Origin of the sequence: Solwaraspora sp. WMMD791, assembly GCF_029581195.1 — a bacterium.
In the GTDB taxonomy this organism is placed as follows: domain Bacteria; phylum Actinomycetota; class Actinomycetes; order Mycobacteriales; family Micromonosporaceae; genus Micromonospora_E.
Window position 1 is genome coordinate 2,066,094 of the sequence record NZ_CP120737.1, and the last position, 16,991, is coordinate 2,083,084.

Below are 16,991 nucleotides of genomic sequence, written 5' to 3' on the forward strand. Positions count from 1 at the left end.
GGCTGCTCAACCGCGCGATGCGGAGGACCCTGCAGGGATGGACACTGCGCGGAACCGGGTCGAGATGTTGGTCCTCGGTGAGGTGACGGCGCGGGTCGACGGGGTCGATCTCGACCTGGGGCACGCCCGGCAACGCGCCGTCCTGGTCGCGCTGCTGGTCGACGCGGGCCGGCTGGTGCCCACCGACCGGCTGCTGGACCGGGTCTGGGGCGACCGGCCACCGCAGCGGGCCCGCAACGCGCTCGCCGGCTACCTGTCCCGGCTGCGGCAGGTGCTGGCCCCGGCCGACCAGGTGCGGATCGTCCGCCGGCCCGGCGGCTACCTGCTGCAGGTCGACCCGACCCAGGTCGACCTGCACCTGTTCGGCCAGCTGGTCCGGCGGGCCAGGGCCGCCGCGGCACCCGCGCGGACCGGCGGGACGCCGGCCGCCGACGATCCGGTGGCGCTGCTGACCCGGGCGCTGTCGCTGTGGCGCGGTACGCCGTTCGGCACCCTGGAATCGGCCTGGCTGGACACGGTACGCGGCGCGTTGGTCGCCGACCGGCTCGCCGCCCAACTGGACCTGGTCGACCTACGGTTGGCCGCCGGTGGACACGCCGACCTGCTCGGCGAGTTGACCACGCTGGCGGCGGAGCATCCGCTGGACGAGCGGATCGCCGGTCAGCTGATGCGGGCGCTGTACGGGGCGGGCCGCCAGGCGCAGGCGTTGCGGCACTACCAGGTGGTCCGGGCCCGGCTCGCCGACGAGCTGGGCACCGACCCGGGGGCGGCGCTGCGGCAGACGTACCACCGGATCCTGACCGCGGACCCGGCACTGGGGACGGCGGCCGCACCACCGGCCGCGCCACCGGCCCCACGCGGCGCGCCGGAGCAGGTGGCGGGAAGCAAGCCGGCGGCGGGACGTGGGCCGGCGGCTGAGGTGCCGCGTCAGCTGCCGGCCGCGCCGACCGGCTTCACCGGCCGGGCCGCCGCCCTCGCCGCGCTGGACGCGATGGTCGACGACGCGGCGCCGCTGGCGCTGGTGACCGGCACCGCCGGGGTCGGCAAGAGCAGCCTGGTGCTGCACTGGGCACACCGGCGCGTCGACCGGTTCCCCGACGGACAGCTGTACGTGAACCTGCGCGGGTTCGACCCGGCCGGCGCGGCGCTGGACCCCGCCGAGGTGGTACGCGGATTCCTGGCCGCCCTCGGGGTCGCCCCGCAGCGGATGCCGATCGGGCTGGCCGCGCAGACCGCCCGCTACCGCAGCCTGGTCGCCGGCCGGCGGCTGCTGATCGTGCTGGACAACGCCCGCGACGCCGACCAGGTCCGCCCGCTGCTGCCCGGCGCGCCAGGCTGTGTCACCGTGGTGACCAGCCGGGGGCAGCTGGGTGGACTGGTCGCCGTCGACGGGGCCCGGCCGGTCGCCCTGGACCTGTTCACCGACGCCGAGGCCCGACGGCTGCTGGCGACCCGGCTGGGGCGGGCCCGGGTCGACGCGGAGCCGGCCGCCGCGCAGGAGATCGTCGACCGCTGTGCCCGGCTGCCGCTGGCGCTCGCCGTCGCCTCGGCGCGGGTGCTGGTGAACCCGGCGGTCACCCTGACCGATCTGGCCGGCGAGCTGACCGAGGCCGGTGCCGGGCTCGACGCCTTCGACGGCGACGACCCGGCGGCCGACGTACGGGCGGTGTTCTCCTGGTCGTACCGGGCCCTCGACCCGGGCGCCGCTGGGCTGTTCCGGCTGATCGGGCTGCATCCGGGGCCGGAGCTGACGGTGCCGGCGGTGGCGAGCCTGGCCGGTGTCACGGTGTCCGCCGCCCGCCGGGGGTTGGCGGTGCTGACCCGCGCCAGCCTGCTCACCGAGCAGGCTCCCGGCCGGTACGTGCTGCACGACCTGCTGCGGGCGTACGCCGCCGAGCTGGCCGAGGCGCAGGAGCCGGCGGCCCGGCGACGGGCCGCGACCGCTCGGCTGCTCGACCACCTGCTGCACACCGCGTACGCCGCCGACCGGCTGCTCTACCCGCACCGCGACCCGATCATGCTGGACTGCCCGGCGTCCGGGGTGGTGGTGCCGGCGTTGGCCGACGGCGCGGCGGCGATGCGCTGGCTGGTGGCCGAGCACCGGGTGCTGCTCGGCGCGGTCGACCTGGCGGCCCGCGACCGGTGGGACCGGCACGCCTGGGAGCTCGCCTGGAGCCTGACCAGCTACGTCAACCTGCGGGCGTTGTGGCACGACCAGCTGACCGTGCAGGGTGCCGCGGTGCCGTCGGCGGTGCGGCTGGGCGACCGGGCGGCGCAGGCGCACCTGCACCGCAATCTGGGTCGGGCGTTGACCCAGCTGGACCGCACCGACGAGGCGGCCGGGCACCTGACGCAGGCCCTGGCCGGGTTCGTGGCCGTCGGGGACCGGGCCAACCAGGCGCAGACCCACGTGAACATCGCCCGGCTGCGGGAACGGCAGGGCCGCGACGTCGAGGCCCTCGACTACGACCTGCGGTCGTTGGAGCTGTACCGGCAGGCCGGGCACCTGACCGGGCAGGCGCGGGCGATGAACAACATCGCCTGGACCCGGATCCGGCTCGGCGAGCCCGAGCAGGCCCGTGAGCTGTGCCGGCAGGCGCTGGCCATCAACACCGAGCTCGGCAACCGGCACGGAGCGGCCACCAACTGGCGTACCGCCGGTTGTGCCGAGGCGGCGGCGGGTGAGCATCGCGCGGCGGTCGACTGCCACGAACGGGCGCTGCGGTTGTTCCGCGCGATCGGTGACCGGGGCGGCGAGGCGGACACCCTGGCCGACCTCGGCGACGCCCGGTACGCCTGTGGCGAGGTCGACGCGGCCCGGATCGCCTGGGCGGCGGCGTTGGTGCTGCTGGAGGCGGCCGGCCATCCGGACGCCGCCGCCGTGCGCGCCCGGCTGACGCACCACGCCGCCCCGGTCAGCTGAGCGGCTGGGCGTCCCGGTCAGCTGACGCAGCTGGGCGTCCCGGTCAGCTGACGCAGCTGGGCGTCCCGGTCAGTGCAGCGGCTGGGCGCCGATGACGGACAGCAGGTGCAGCTTGTCGTGGCTTTCGCTGCCGGGGATGGCCGTGTAGACCAGCAGCGAGTGGGCCTGTCCGGGGTCGACCAGCCGTTGGCAGGTCAACTCCAGGGCGCCGACCTGCGGGTGGACGAAGTGTTTGACGTCGTGCGGGCGGACGCCGATCTCGTAGGCGTCCCACGCCTGGCGGAACTCCTCGTTGGAGTCGAGGAGCAGCTCGGCCAGGTGCGCCGCCCGGGAGTCGGGGCCGCGCAGGGTGACGATCTGCCGCAGGCCCGAGGCGTACATCCGGGTCAGGAACGGGTGTTCCTGCGGCGCGTAGCGGTCCCGGGCGGTCGGATCGGTGAACCACCGGTAGCCGACGCTGCGGGCCGGCCCGGTGAACCGGGTGGTGTCGCCGGTGAGGGCGACCCCCAGCGGGGTCTGCCGCAGCGTCTCGCCGAGTTCGGTGACGATCTCCGCCGGGGTGTCGACCAGCCGGTCGAGGACCCGCAGCAGGCCGGGGCTGATGTGTTCGTTGATCCCGCCGCCGCCACGGGTCGGCGGCTGGTGTCCGGCGAGGCGGAACAGGTGGTCCCGTTCGTCGAGTGACAGGTGCAGGCCCTGGGCGATCGAGGCGAGCATCTGACCCGACGGCTGCGGCCCGCGTTCGCGCTCCAGCCGGGAGTAGTAGTCGGTCGACATGTGGCACAGGGCCGCGACCTCCTCGCGCCGCAGCCCGCTGGTGCGTCGGCGGGGGCCACGCGGCAGGCCGACGTCCTCCGGTTGCAGCGCCTCGCGGCGGCTGCGGAGGAACTCGGCCAGCCCGGCGCGGTCGATCATCAGGGTGCCTCCTTCGCGGTCCTGCCCCGTTTCTACCGTCCGTCGCCGGCGGTAACCACGGATCGCCGATCCACCCCTGCGGCGGAACGGACGGGCCGGCAGACCGATGGGGGGGCGGCCGGGGCCGGGGATCGGCAGGCCGTGGTTGCGGTGCCGGCGACGCCTGAGGATCGGTGGGTACCCGACGAAGGAGACGCACCATGGCACGGCGAACGATCGACATCACGATTCCCGACCTGTCCGGGAAGCGGGCGCTGGTCACCGGCGCGAGTGACGGGATGGGCCTGGTGATCGCCACCCGGCTGGCCGCCGCCGGCGCGGAGGTGATCATGCCGGTACGGAATCGCCGCAAGGGCGAGGCGGCGATGTCGGTGATCCGGTCGACGGCCCCGCGCGCGGACGTCTCACTGCGCGATCTCGACCTGTCCAGCCTCGCGTCGGTCACCGCGCTCAGCGAGAGCCTGCTCACGGAGGACCGGCCGATCAACATCCTGATCAACAACGCCGGGGTGATGACACCACCGCAGCGGCAGACGACGACGGACGGGCACGAGCTGCAGTTCGGCACGAACCATCTCGGGCACTTCGCGCTGGTCGGCAACCTGCTGCCGCTGCTGCGGGCGGGGCGGGCCCGGGTGACCTCGCAGATCAGCATCGCGGCCCGCAGCGGCACCATCAACTGGGACGATCTGGACTGGAAACGCGGCTACCACGGGCAGCACGCCTACAGCCAGTCCAAGATCGCGTTCGGGTTGTTCGGGCTGGAGCTGGACCGCCGCAGCCAGGCCGAGGGCTGGGGCATCACCAGCAACCTGTCCCACCCCGGGGTGGCCCCGACCAGCCTGCTCGCCGCCCGCCCGGAGGTCGGTCGCGGTAAGGACACCCCGCAGGTACGGCTGATCCGTGCCCTGTCGGCCCGGGGCATCCTGCTCGGCACCGTCGAGACCGCAGCCCTGCCGGCGCTGCTCGCCGCGACGTCGCCCACCGCGAAAGGCGGTGTGCTGTACGGGCCCAGCGGCCTGGGCAACCTCGGCGGCCCGCCGGTGGAGCACCGGACCTTCTCCCCACTGCTCACCGGAGACGCCGCCCGGGTGTGGCAGGTCTCGGAGCAGCTGACCCGGACCAGGATCCCGGCCGGCTGACCTCGCCGACTGACCTCGCCGACTGACCTCGCCTGCGGTCGCCCGGCGGCGAGGTCAGCCGGCGGCGGTGGATGCTTACCGGCATGGATCGCAACCCGCTGGCCGCCGCCGGGTACGTCGCGACAGGTTCCCGGGGCGGTGCCGCATGAGCGACTTCGACGTGTTCCTCGCCGACTGCCCCGCCCGTACGACGCTGAACCTGGTGGCCGACACCTGGTCGGTCGTCGTGGTGTTCGGGCTGGGGCGCGGCCCGCTACGGTACGGCGAGCTGCACGAGCGGATCGGCGGGATCAGCAAGAAGATGCTCACCCAGACGCTGCGCAAGTTGGAACGCGGCAACCTGGTCACGCGGCGGACCCTGGCGACCGCACCGGCCGGGGTGGAGTACCGGCTGACCGACCTCGGTCAGAGCCTGCTCGAACCGGTGTCGGTGCTGGCCCGGTGGGCCGAGGAGCACGCCGACGAGCTCGCCGGGGACGACGGCTCCTGACCCGGACCGGCCCGCACTCACGGCGTTGCCGCAGGGAACCGGTTGGTGCCCCACGCCCGCCTACCGTCGGCGGCATGAGGATCGGAATCATCGGCGCGGGGGCGATGGCCGCCGCGCTCGGCACCCGGTGGGCGGCGGCCGGCCACGAACTGATGGTCGCGGGCCGCACCGCCGGCAAGGCGGACGAGTTGGCCCGCAGGTGGGGCGGCCGGTCGGCGACCGTACCGGAGGTGGCCGCCTTCGGTGACGTCGTGCTCGTCGCGGTCCGCTACCAGCAGGTGCCGGCGGTGCTGGCCGCCATCGGCGACACGCTGCACGGCACTCCGGTCGTCGACTGCACCAACCCGGTGGAGACCACACACTTCACTCTGGTCACCGAGCCGGGACGGTCGATGGCGCAGGAGATCGCCGAGGCGACCGGGGGGCACGTCGTGAAGGCGTTCAACCTCTGCGAAGCGCGCGTGTGGCAGCTGGACCCGCCGATGTTCGACGGTCGCCGGCTGACCGTTCCCTACTGCGGCGACAATGCCGCCGCGCTGGAGCTGACCCGGCGGCTCATCGCCGACCTCGGTGGTGACCCGCTGCCGGTCGGCGACCTGCGGCACGCCCACCACCTGGAGGCCATGGCGGCGATCGTGATCTCGCTGCTGTTCGGTGGGCACGATCCGTACACGGTGTTCAATCTCGTCACGACGGACCCCGGACACCGGCACCCGGCCCAGCCCGCGAGGTGACCGGCGCGGGCCGGCAGGGGTCAGAGTTCGTCGGTGGTGATCAGCCCGTCCTGCAGGGCCCGGGCCACCAGGGCGGCCTTGGTCGGCGCCTCCCGGCCGACGTTGGCGTACTTGACCCGGACCCGTTCCAGGCAGGAGTTGACCCGGTGCACGGTCAGGCGCAGCCGGTGGGCGACCATCTCCTTCGACTCGGAGTGGAACCATTCGATCAGCACCTGATGTTCACGCGGCGACAGCCGGGGACGTTGCGGGCGTTCGTCGGTGCCGAACGCCCCGGCCAGCGCCGGCGAGGTGTACGGCGTACCGGCTGCGGCGGCGGTGACCGCGGCGACCAGGTGATCGGCGCCCTCGGCCTTGGTGAGGTAGGTGAACGCGCCGATGTCCAGGGCGGTCAGGGCGCTGTCCCGGTCGTCGCGCATGCTGTACACGACGACCTGACGGCCGGCGTCGACGAGCCGTTTCAGATCGCCGTACGCCGGTCCGGTGACGTCGAGCTGCAGGTCGAGGACGACCACGTCGGCACTCGCGCCGGGGTCGAGCCAGGCGACGGCGACGGTGGGGCCGGCGGCGACGACCTCGATCGGCGGGTCGGCCAGTGCGCACCAGGCACGCACCCCGGCGACGACGACGGGGTGGTCGTCCACGACTACCGCAGTGATCATTGTTCTCCTTGCCAGGTGGCCTGGATCCAGCACCGACCGCCGGTGACCATGGTGGACAGCTGGACCCCGTCGGCGGTGGGCGTCGGCGGCGGGGGCGGGCAGACGGCGACGACGCTGACGGTCACCGACCGGCCGGTGCTGGCCACGGTGAGCCGGGCCGCCGTACCGCTGCGGGCGGTGGCGAGGGCGGCGATCGCCGGCTCGACGAGCCGCCGGCGCACCGGCGGCGGCAGCTCGCGGCGGGTGCCCCGGTCGGCGAAGGTCACCGTGACCCCGTTGCGTTCGGCCAGTTCGATGCAGGCCCGTAGTTCGTGGGCGAGGGAGTCGGCGGTGCCGGTGTCCTCGGCGACGAGCCGACGCATCCGGGCGGCTTCGGCCGCACAGGACCGGCGGACCGCCTCGTCGCCGGGGTCAAGCTCGTCGCGGGCCAGGCCGTCGAGCAGCGGTACGGCGGTGGCCGCCAGCGCCGACATCCGGTCGGTGCGGTCGGCGTGCAGGTGCCGGGCGACCGCCTCGGCGGTGCGTACCTGCTCGGCGGCGCCCAGCGCCTTCGCCGACGAGGTCGCCATGGCGCGCAGCACGGCGGCGATCATCGCGATCGCGAGCTGGAAGGCGAGCACCGCCCAGGTGGCGCTGACCGCACCGGCGACGCTCAGGGCGGCCTCGCCGGCGAGAGCGGCCTGCCCGAACGTCATCAGGTACTGGGCGGCGAGGACGGCAGCGAAGGCTGCGACCCGGGTGTCCAACATCAACAGCACGACCTGCCAGCCGGCGTCGCCTTCGGACCAGTGCGCCGGGCCGAGCAGGTACGCCGGGCGCACCGAGGAGGTCGCCAGCGCGGACAGCCCGAAGACCAGCGCGAGCAGCGGCAGCCGCCACCGGCCGAGCGGGCGGTCGCGCCAGGTGGCGACGCCCACGACCAGGGTCACCGCCGTCAGGCCGGCCCAGGTGAGCAGTTGCGGCCAGAGCGAGGTGTACGCCTCGCGGCTGGCCAGCAGCCGGGGCAGGTCGAGCAGCAGCAGGATCGCCAGGCTCAGCACGACGACGGCCCAGCGCAGTCCCCGCTGGAACGAGGCGGCGATGACGTCCTGGTCGGTGCCGACGACCTCGGACACCGTCCGGGGGCAGGTCAGGGTGACGGTGGTGCCGTGGCCGGGGCGGGCGTCGATCCGGGCCTGACCGCCGATGCGGGTCATCCGCTCGGCAAGGGAGCGGGTCACCCCGTACCGGTCGGGGCGGACCTGGGCCGGGTCGAAGCCGACGCCCCGGTCGATGATCGACACGGTGACCTGGTCGGGGCTCTGGTCGGCCCGGACCTCGGCCCGGTCGGTACCGGCGTGCCGGGCCACGTTGGTCAGCGCCTCGCGGACGCTGCGGCTGAGCGCCACGGCGTCGGCGGCCGGCAGCGACAGTCGGTCGGGGGTGTGCCAGGTGACCTGTACGGCGGCGGTGGCGGCGTCACGCAGCAGCGGGACCAGGTCGGTCTCGCCCTGGGCGACGTCCGCGGAGCGTCGCAGTTCCCGCAGGTCGCGGCGGGCCTGGTCGGCGAGCCACTGCGAGTTGCCGGTCAGTACGCCGTTGCCGACCATCAGCAGGGTCGCGGCGGCGGTGTCGTGCAGCGCCGCGAGGTACTCCCGTTCGTCGCGCCGGCGGGCCGCCGCGATCGCCGCCGCCCGGCGCAGCTGCGCGGCGCGGTCGACGGCCCGGTCGGCGGCGCGGGCACCGCGCCGGACGAACCGGTACAGCCCCCAGGAGAGCGCCGCCTGCGCCGCCGTCCAGGGACCGATCGCCGGGTCGGCGAGCCAGCCGCCCGGGTCGGCCAGGGTCGCGCCGACGAAGTAGGCGGCCACGATCGCGACGGTGCCGCTGGCGAGCAGCGGCCAGTCGACCTGCCAGGGGTAGGTGACGACGACCAGGTTCACGACGACGAGGACCCAGGTCGATCCGCCGCGCGGGTCCGACACGACGGTCCAGGTCTGGGTGAGGCAGGCACCGCAGACCACCGCGACGTCGACCAGCGGCAGCCATCGACGGGCCCGGCGGGAGCCGCGTGCCAGGGCGACGGCGTAGCCCAGACTCCAGCCGTTGAGCGCCAGCACCACGGCCACGGCCACCGCCGGGTCGGGTGCGGCGCCGACGGCCAGGTAGACCGCGCTGGACAGTCCGATCACGACCGTACGCAGACCGAGCGCGTACCGCAGCCCGTGACGGAGAAGCCGCTGTTCCACCGCGCCCGGCACGGCCCTGATCGTATCGACGCCGCGCCACGCTCCGGAGCGTCGATGGGGGTCGAACGACCATCACCGACCCCCCACCAGCGCACTTACGCTCGATCACACAGGTGGGACGGTGAGTGGTCTCATGGGGGTGTCATGGCAACGGGGATGCTGCGCTGGGCCGCCGCGACAGGGCTCACGGCCGTACTGATCGCGCTCACGGTGACCGTCACCGTCCAGGCGGGGCAGATCGATCAGCTGCGCGACGATCTGGCCGGGGCGCAGCGGACCGCGCAGGACACCGCCGACGGCACCGACCAGCGGCTGGACAGCCTGGCCGGCCGGCTCGCCGCAGTCGAGGACGACGCCCAGCAGGCCTTCGACCCGCCGGCGGTCGCCGCCGCCGTGCTGCCCAGCGTCTTCCAGGTGATCGCCGACGACTTCTCCGGCAGCGCCTTCGCCGTCGCCCGACCTGGGGAGGCAGGGTCCGGTGAGAGCGCGTCCGGAGGCACCGGCCGGACCAACGTGCTGACCGCCTTCCACGTGATCGAGTCGGTGTGGACGGCCGACGGCAGGTCGGTGCAGCTGGAACGCGACGGCAAGCGGTACACGGCGGTGATCGCCGACGTGGATCCGTCGCAGGACATCGCCCTGCTGAAGGTCGACACCACCTTCGCCGGGCTGCCGGCCGCCGCCGGTCCTCCCGGCCCCGGCGAGAGCGTCCTGGTCGTCGGCGCGCCGCTCGGGCTCACCCAGACCATCACCACCGGCGTGGTCAGCGCGGTCCGGGACCGCACCGACGGCCCCGGATCAGTGATCCAGTTCGACGCGCCGGTCAACCCCGGCAACTCCGGCGGCCCGGTCATCAACACCCGCAAGGAGGTCGTGGGGATCGCCACCGCGAAGGCCCGCGACGCGGAGGGCATCGGACTCGCCGTACCGATCCGGACCGCCTGCGAGACCTTCCACGTCTGCTGATCGATCTCATCGGAGGAACCGATGTCGTACCCGTACGGGCCGGACGACGCCCAGTACCGTCCCCCCACGGCCCCCGTCCCCGCCCCGGCCCCTGTCCCGCCGATCTCCGCCCCGACCTCCGCCCCGCCGACCCAGCCCTTTCCGGTGCAACCGACGTACGGGCCGGGCCCGGCGCCGATGCCGCCGTACGCACCCACCTCGCCGCCGGTGCCGCCGTACGCACCCACCTCGCCGCCGGTGCCGCCGACGGCCCCGAAGGGGCGCGCCACCATCGTGCTCGCCGTCGTGTCGGTGCTGCTGCTCGCTCTCGGCGCGGTCGGCTTCGGCCTGTACGCCAACGAGCGCGGCGAGCTGCGCGACACCCGGTCCGACCTGACCAACCAGCTGCAGGAGCAACGCGACATCGTCACCGAGCAGGAGGAGAAGATAGCCGAGACCGAGGCGCGGGTCGGCGAGCTGACTACCGAGCTCGACACCACCAAGGAGAACCTGGCCGGGGTCACCGAGGAACGAGACGTGCTGCTGCCGTGCATGCGACGGGCGCAGGAAATGTTCGACGCCGCCCGCGCCGGCAACGAGAGCAAGTTGGACACCGCGCTGCGCCAGGCCGACACCGCCTGCAGCAGGGCACAGGCCGGAGTGGATTCCTGAAATGACGATCATGCGTGAAAGACGCCGCTCCCCGATGACGGGTCTCGCCGTGGCCGGCGCGGTGATCGTGATACTCGCCGTGGTCACCGCCGTGCTGGTGGTGGCGGTGACCAGGAGCGGCGGACCCGTCGACGAGTTCGAGCAGGCCGCCGAGCAGTTCCACAGCCGCTACGAGCCGTTGGCGCGCCAGCTCGAGACCAACCTGGACCGGGCCGGGGCCGGGATGTTCGACCCGGGGCTGGCGACCGCGCAGCAGGACGCCCGGGCCCTGGCCGACCTGTTCGACGAGTACGGCACGGCGCTGGCCGGCATCGAGTTCCCCGCCGACGCCGAGCCGGCCGCGACCCAGCTGGCGAACGCGGTCGAGGCCGGCAAGGTGTTGTGGGTCAACGCCGCTGGGTTCTTCGACAAGGGCCCGATGGAGTCGCTCATCGACGAGCTGCGGCCGCAGACCGAGGCGGCGATCGCCGAACGCGAGGAGTCGCTGCGTCAGGCGCTCAGCGGGTAGCGTACGCGGTGGCGGCGGGTCGGCAGCCGCAGCGTCGGGTTGGCGACGCCCCAGGCGGCACCCTTGCAGACCAGCTCCTTGTAGCCGGCGGCGAGTCGCCCGGTGAGCACCGCCGGCCGGGCGCGATCGTCGGCGGTGACGTACTGGATCAGGCCGTCGCGGCGGCCCAGCGAGATGCACTGGTTGTAGTAGCGGATCGGCACGTTCGGCGGTTTGCCGCCGGTCAGCCGGGCGGCGATCGCGTCGGCGGCCTGCCACGCGGTCGGCACCCCGGAGGCGCACGACATCCGCAGCGGTTTCTCGCCGGGTCCGACCACGAAGGCCGCGTCGCCGACGACGGAGACGTCCGGGTGCGACACCGACCGCATCATGTCGTCGACGACGATCTGGCCGCTGTCGGCCAGCTTCAATCCGGTGGTACGGGCGAGCGGGTGCACGGCGAACCCGGTGGTCCAGACGGTGACGGCGGCCGGGAGGGTGCCGCCGTCGGCGGTGGTGACCCGGTCGGCGGCGACGCCGGTGACGGTGGTGTGCTCGTACCCGGTGATGTCGAGTCTGTCGAGGACGACGCGCAGGTGGGCGCGGCCCTTCGGCGCGAGGGTGTCGCCGAGACCGTCGCGGACGACGAGGGCGACGGCGAGGTCCGGGCGGGCCTCGGCGATCTCCGTCGCCGCCTCCAGGCCGGTCAGCCCGCCGCCGACCACGACGACCGGCTGTCCGGCGGTGAGGCGGGCGAGGCGGTCCCGTAGCCGCAGCGCTCCCGCCCGGCTGGCGATCTCGTCGGCATGTGCGGCGACGCCGGGGACGTCACCGGGGTCCCAGCCGCTGCCGAGGGCGTAGACGAGGGTGTCGTAGCCGAGGGTGTCGGTCTGGTCCGCTCCGGGGCTGGTGTGGTCGGTGACCGTGACCGTCCTGGCGTCGACGCCGACGCCGGTGACGGTCGCGATCCGCACCTCGACGCCGGTGCCGGCGAACATCTGGCGCAACGGCCGGGGTGTGAGGTCCTGGCCGGTCGCCAGCTGGTGCATCCGTACGCGTTCGACGAAGTCGGGTCCGGCGTTGACGACGGTGATGTCGACGTCTGCGGGGTCGAGCCGCCGGGCGAGGCGGCCGGCGGCGACGGCTCCGGCGTAGCCGGCGCCGAGGACGATGATGCGGTGCCGCATGTCCTGCTCCTGTCTGTCTGCACGGGGTGTGACGCCACCTGAACCGGGCAGCCCCGCGGTTGCTGACACGACAGCGGCGTGAAGCAGCTCACACGGCGTGGTCAGAAGGCGGTGAACAGCGGTTCCCCGTGGTCGACGGCCGCCCAGGACGCGGTCGCCCGGTGCAGCTTGTCCGGGTTGACCTGGCTGCGGATCACCGCGACCCCGTCGGCGGTGACCTGCAGACAGATGACGCCGATGACCCGGGCGTCGACGACGACCACGACGGCCGGGTCACCGTTGGCGGTCCAGGCGTACAGCTCGGGTGAACCGCCGAGCAGCGCGCGCTTGGCCGCACCCGGGGTGAACAGGCCGCGCAGGAACTTCGCGACCGCGACGGCACCGACCACCGGGGCGACCCGGGCCGGGACGTGCCCGCCGCCGTCACCGATCGAGACGGCGTCGGCGGTGAGCAACTGGACCAGCGGCTCGACCCGGCCGCTGGTGGCGGCGGCCAGGAACTCCGCGACGACCCGCCGGGCTGCGGCCCGGTCGACCTCGGTACGGGCCCGGCCGTCGGCGACGTGCTGCCGGGCCCGGTGCAGGAGCTGCTGGCTGGCGGCCTCGGTGACGCCGAGGATGCCGGCAATGTCGCGGTGCGGGTAGTCGAACGCCTCCCGCAGGACGTACACGGCCCGCTCCTGTGGCGACAGCCGTTCCATCAGGGCCAGGACGGCGTACGAGACGGATTCGCGCTGTTCGACGGTGTCGGCCGGGCCGAGCATCGGGTCGCCGGCGAGCAGCGGCTCCGGCAGCCACTGCCCGACGTACGTCTCGCGGCGGGCCCGCGCGGAGGTCAACTGGTTGAGGCACAGGTTGGTGAGGACCTTCGTCAGCCAGGCCTCGGGGACGTCGATCCGGTCGACGTCGGCGGCCTGCCAGCGCAGGAACGTCTCCTGTACGGCGTCCTCGGCCTCGCTGGCGGAGCCGAGCAGGCGGTAGGCGATCGCCGCCAGGCGCGGCCTGGCCGCCTCGAACCGGTCGACGTCGTCCCCCGTCAGGGCCATGGAGCCGATCGTAGGCCCGGCCGTCGACCGGTCGTTAGACTCGCCGGCCATGGGCCTGCTCACCTTCAGCCTCAACGTCACCCTGGACGGTTGCGTCGACCACCGGGAGGGGATCGCCGACGACGAGACGCACGCCCTCTTCACCCGTCTCATGGAGGCCAGCGGGGCGATGCTGTGGGGTCGCGTCACCTACGAGATGATGGAGAGCTACTGGCCGGCCGTCGCCTGCGGCGACGAGGAAGCACCGCCGGCAGTGCGGGAGTGGGCGGTCAAGCTGGAGACCAAACCCAAGTACGTGGTGTCGTCGACGCGCACCGACTTCCCGTGGGCCAACAGCCACCACATCGCCGGTAATCTGCGTGAGGGCGTGCAGAAGCTCAAGGACGCGACCCCGGCCGGGGTCCTCGTCGGCAGCGGCACGCTCGCGACCGCGCTGGACCGGCTGGACCTGATCGACGAGTACCAGTTGCTCGTCCATCCCATGATCGCCGGCCACGGCCCGACGCTGTACCAGGGCGGGCTGCCCGGCACCCGCCGGCTCGAACTGCTCTCAGCGCAGCCGCTGCGCAACGGCGCGGTGCTCCTGCACTATCGCCGCGCGCGCTGATTCACCGGGCACGGGTACGGTCAGCAGAACTCGACCGGGTCACCGGAGCGGATGACGCCGGCCTCCAGCGGACGCGCGTACACCCCGGCGCACGGCAGAACGCCGACATCCGCCAGACGCAGCCGGTTGTGCCGGCTCAGCACCTGCAGCAGCGCGACGTCCGGCTCGCCGTCACCGTGCCGCAGCGCCGGCACCACGCACCGTGGGGTCGCGACGACGACCTCGGCGACCACGTCGGGGCCGATCCGTAGCCGACGCCCCGGCCAGAGGTTTTCGACGAAGCCGGCAGTCGGGTCGGGCACCTCGACGACGATGTTGGGTCGGAAGCGCTTACTCTCGACCGGCCGACCCGAGTGGGCCGCGAGGCCGGCCAGCGTCGCGGTCGTCATCAGGTGCAGGGGCGCGAAGTCGAAGAACGTACCCGGTGGGGAGCCGGCAGCCAGCACGGAGCTGGCGATCTGCGCGCGCGACAGGTCGTCGTCGGTGCGTACCTGGTCCGGGTCCATCCGCTCGATGGTCGCGCCCGGCCCGGCCCGGTCGAGCAGGCGCACGTCCCGACCCAGCAGCGTGGACAGCCCCGGATCGGGGCGGCCGGTGACCGTCACCGTCCCGGTCGTACCGTCCGCCATGGTCAGCTGGACCGCCGGGGTGCCGGCGGCGTCGGGGGGCGCCAGCGTGGACCGTACGGTCAGCATGTCCCGCCACCGGCGCGGGTTCTTGGCGCTGGCCACCTTGCCGGTAAGGCAGTCGAGCACCGCGAAGGCCCGGTCGCCGGCGATGCCCGCCTCGTCGACGTACGCCCGGTCCAGGTCCTCTCCGAGCATCGACTTGACCGGGTAGCGCGACAGCTGCCGCACCCTGCCCACCTGACGATCGTGGCCCATGGCCGTAGAACCTAGCCGAAGGATCTGCAGCGGTCGGTCAGCTCGTCGTGAGGTTGGTGACGAGGGTGCGCAGCCAGGGTTGCGCGAGTGCGTGGTCGCGTCCCACGGCGCGGGCGACGGCGTGGCGACCGGTCCGACTACGGCCGTACGCCACCAGCGCGGCGGCCTCGGTGAGGGCCTGCCGGGTGCGTTCGTCGCGGCCGGGTCCGGTGTCTTCGGCCAGCCACCGGTCGGGGTAGAACGAGCGGGTCAGCTTCACCTGATTGTCACCGAAGTGCGACCAGACCCAGGGATGCATCGACACGTTGGTCACGGCGGCGGCGGGCAGCGTCCGGGTCCAGGTGGCGTGCTGCTGCCACCGGTACGTGTTCGGGCTGGTCCTGGTCCGGCTGGTGACGCCGAGGAAGCGCAGCTTGCGGCGGATGACCGGCCACGGCTCGCGGTCGGCGTCGATCCAGTCGCGCAGCAGGGTGAACAGTTCAGTGAACGTCCCACCCCGGTGCACGACGTCGACCAGCACCGCGGGCCGGTCCCGCCTGGCGAGCGCGTGTGGCGTCAGCCCGACCGCGCCGAGGAACCGTCGCCCCTGGGTCACCTCGGCGCGGGTCAACGGACGCCGCCGCCACCGGCCCCCGGAGCTGACCCATGGACGCTGGAACGACAGCGGCAGCCGATGAAGCCGCTGTCCACCGACGGGTCCGGCGAGGACTCCGCCGAGCAGGTCGAACATCGAATCCAATGATCTGCCGACGAAGTACAGGTCACCGTTTCCGCTACGGGCCAGCACCTTCCCCGTGCAGGTGACGAGCTCGTCGAGGAACCACAGGTCCGGCGGTACGGCACCATCGAGCAACGTTCCGAGCTGGTCCGGCGTGACCAGGTCCCACCGGAACGGCACACTCTCCTGCCAGGTCCGCACTACCAGGTGAAGCCGACCGTGAACGGGGTGTTGACCGGGGTGCCGGCACTGTTCAGGCAGGTCACACCGACCTTCATGTCAGTGGTGCCGACCGGGTGCCAGTACTGCACGTGGCAGTGGGCGTCCTGGTAGCCGAGCGCGTACGCGACGGCGTGCCCGGAGTAGTCGATGATCTGCGGGAACACCATCTCGTACCGTCCGGTCCCGGTGCGGGTCACGGCGTAGTCGCCGCTCACCGAGCTGCCGTTGGTCCAGGTGATCGCCGGTACCGGCCCACCCGACGGGTACGTGTCGCCGACCGTGGCCAGCGCCGTCGGGGCGATCTGCTGCAGCAGGTTGTGGATCGTCCAGGTGATCGTGAACCGGGAGTCGACGAAGGCTCCGGAGGCGTCCCGGCACAGCACCCGGGCGATCCCGTCCGCGAGGTAGCCGACCACCTTGCACTTCACGGCCGCCGACGTGTAGGCCGTGACCTGGTAGAAGGTGTCCTGCGTCTGGGCGGCCGAGGCGGGCAGCTTCACCGCGTACGAGCCGGGCGCGTCCCGCGCCACCCACGGTGTGCCGCCGCCGGCGTCGTGGCGGTACCAGCTGCTCGGGGTGTACATCGGCGAGGTCGGATCGTTCGACCAGAGGTACGACACCCCGTCGGCGGCGAGCGTGGAGCCGCTGGCCTCGACGAAGTTCGCCACGAACGTCGAGTCCTGCCGGGTGCCGTTGGCCCCGAAGCAGTAGACGGCGACCAGCAGGTCGGTGCCGGACGGATACCAGGAGCCGACGGTGCAGAACCGGGCCGCCGCGCCGTACGCCTGGGCGTGTGCCACTCCCCCGCCGCCGGTCACCAGCGACCCGAGCCCACCGAACCGCACCAGGTAGGAACCGGCACCGGACCGGGTCACGGTGATCGGCCCGCCGCCGGGATTCTTCGCGTACGAGTAGTAGGGGTGGCCGCCGGAGGTCCACATCGGCACCGTGTAGCTCGCGGTGGTGGGGCTGCTGGCCCACACGTAGCTGGTGACGGCCGGGGTGACGGCCGCCGCAGCCGGCGCTGCCGCCGTGACGGTGCCGGCCAGGCCGACTGCCGCAGCACCGAGGACGGTCGCGATTCGCCGAAGAAGCCCACTGGTCATGCGCCCGACGCTAACCACCGCCG

16 protein-coding genes are annotated in these 16,991 nt (G+C 73.4%); 8 read left to right on the top strand and 8 right to left on the bottom strand.

Annotated elements, in window-relative coordinates:
• The first annotated feature begins 37 nt into the window (after positions 1-37).
• Positions 38-2,923 carry a BTAD domain-containing putative transcriptional regulator gene (locus tag O7623_RS08955; RefSeq protein ID WP_282228143.1) on the top strand — a complete coding sequence of 962 codons (2,886 nt, stop codon included), beginning with the start codon at positions 38-40 and terminating at the stop codon, positions 2,921-2,923.
• 69 nt (positions 2,924-2,992) lie between these two features.
• Here O7623_RS08955 and O7623_RS08960 read toward each other — a convergent pair whose 3' ends face one another.
• Positions 2,993-3,838, bottom strand: coding sequence for a helix-turn-helix transcriptional regulator (locus O7623_RS08960; protein ID WP_282228144.1), 846 nt, complete (start codon positions 3,836-3,838; stop codon positions 2,993-2,995).
• 200 nt (positions 3,839-4,038) lie between these two features.
• On the opposite strand from O7623_RS08960, the gene O7623_RS08965 reads away from it, so the two are divergent.
• From O7623_RS08965 to O7623_RS08975, 3 genes are all read left to right on the top strand, one after another.
• Complete coding sequence (locus O7623_RS08965) at positions 4,039-4,980, top strand: SDR family oxidoreductase (RefSeq protein ID WP_282228145.1); 942 nt, start codon at positions 4,039-4,041, stop codon at positions 4,978-4,980.
• Positions 4,981-5,125: 145 nt separating this feature from the next.
• Complete coding sequence (locus tag O7623_RS08970; RefSeq protein WP_282228146.1) at positions 5,126-5,470, top strand: helix-turn-helix domain-containing protein; 345 nt, start codon at positions 5,126-5,128, stop codon at positions 5,468-5,470.
• Positions 5,471-5,544: 74 nt separating this feature from the next.
• Positions 5,545-6,204, top strand: coding sequence for an NAD(P)-binding domain-containing protein (locus O7623_RS08975; RefSeq protein ID WP_282228147.1), 660 nt, complete (start codon positions 5,545-5,547; stop codon positions 6,202-6,204).
• A 20-nt stretch (positions 6,205-6,224) separates the two neighbouring features.
• Here the strand turns inward: O7623_RS08975 and O7623_RS08980 are convergent, their stop codons facing one another.
• Both O7623_RS08980 and O7623_RS08985 read right to left on the bottom strand, forming a co-directional pair.
• Positions 6,225-6,866, bottom strand: coding sequence for a response regulator (locus O7623_RS08980; protein ID WP_282228148.1), 642 nt, complete (start codon positions 6,864-6,866; stop codon positions 6,225-6,227).
• Positions 6,863-9,106 carry an ATP-binding protein gene (locus O7623_RS08985; protein WP_282228149.1) on the bottom strand — a complete coding sequence of 748 codons (2,244 nt, stop codon included), beginning with the start codon at positions 9,104-9,106 and terminating at the stop codon, positions 6,863-6,865. The genes O7623_RS08980 and O7623_RS08985 overlap by 4 nt, the downstream gene beginning before the upstream one ends.
• A gap of 132 nt (positions 9,107-9,238) precedes the next feature.
• Here O7623_RS08985 and O7623_RS08990 point away from each other — a divergent pair, with 132 nt between their 5' ends.
• Genes O7623_RS08990 through O7623_RS09000 form a run of 3 tightly spaced genes read left to right on the top strand, consistent with a single transcriptional unit; the run spans position 9,239 to position 11,219 of the window.
• Entirely contained in the window at positions 9,239-10,060 is an 822-nt protein-coding gene (locus tag O7623_RS08990) for a trypsin-like peptidase domain-containing protein (RefSeq protein WP_282228150.1), read from the top strand.
• A 21-nt stretch (positions 10,061-10,081) separates the two neighbouring features.
• Entirely contained in the window at positions 10,082-10,711 is a 630-nt protein-coding gene (locus O7623_RS08995; protein WP_282228151.1) for a hypothetical protein, read from the top strand.
• 10 nt (positions 10,712-10,721) lie between these two features.
• Entirely contained in the window at positions 10,722-11,219 is a 498-nt protein-coding gene (locus tag O7623_RS09000; protein WP_282228152.1) for a hypothetical protein, read from the top strand.
• Here O7623_RS09000 and O7623_RS09005 read toward each other — a convergent pair.
• Positions 11,201-12,385: an FAD-dependent oxidoreductase gene (locus O7623_RS09005; protein WP_282228153.1), complete on the bottom strand. Its 1,185-nt coding sequence runs from the start codon at positions 12,383-12,385 to the stop codon at positions 11,201-11,203. The two genes, O7623_RS09000 and O7623_RS09005, sit on opposite strands and share 19 nt — an antisense overlap.
• Before the next feature lie 101 nt (positions 12,386-12,486).
• The gene (locus tag O7623_RS09010) at positions 12,487-13,431 is read right to left on the bottom strand and encodes an RNA polymerase sigma-70 factor (RefSeq protein WP_282228154.1); all 945 of its coding nucleotides are present in this window, start codon (positions 13,429-13,431) and stop codon (positions 12,487-12,489) included.
• Between the two features lie 49 nt (positions 13,432-13,480).
• Between O7623_RS09010 and O7623_RS09015 the strand changes: the two genes are divergently transcribed.
• Positions 13,481-14,038 (top strand): dihydrofolate reductase family protein, encoded by a 558-nt coding sequence (locus tag O7623_RS09015; protein ID WP_282228155.1) that lies wholly within the window; start codon positions 13,481-13,483, stop codon positions 14,036-14,038.
• A gap of 20 nt (positions 14,039-14,058) precedes the next feature.
• Here the strand turns inward: O7623_RS09015 and O7623_RS09020 are convergent, their stop codons facing one another.
• From O7623_RS09020 to O7623_RS09030, 3 genes are all read right to left on the bottom strand, one after another.
• Positions 14,059-14,895, bottom strand: coding sequence for an MOSC domain-containing protein (locus tag O7623_RS09020; protein WP_282228156.1), 837 nt, complete (start codon positions 14,893-14,895; stop codon positions 14,059-14,061).
• 64 nt (positions 14,896-14,959) lie between these two features.
• Positions 14,960-15,841, bottom strand: a complete 882-nt coding sequence (locus tag O7623_RS09025; RefSeq protein WP_282228157.1) for a hypothetical protein — start codon at positions 15,839-15,841, stop codon at positions 14,960-14,962.
• The gene (locus O7623_RS09030) at positions 15,841-16,968 is read right to left on the bottom strand and encodes a hypothetical protein (RefSeq protein ID WP_282228158.1); all 1,128 of its coding nucleotides are present in this window, start codon (positions 16,966-16,968) and stop codon (positions 15,841-15,843) included. The genes O7623_RS09025 and O7623_RS09030 overlap by 1 nt, the downstream gene beginning before the upstream one ends.
• Between the last annotated feature and the right edge of the window lie 23 nt (positions 16,969-16,991).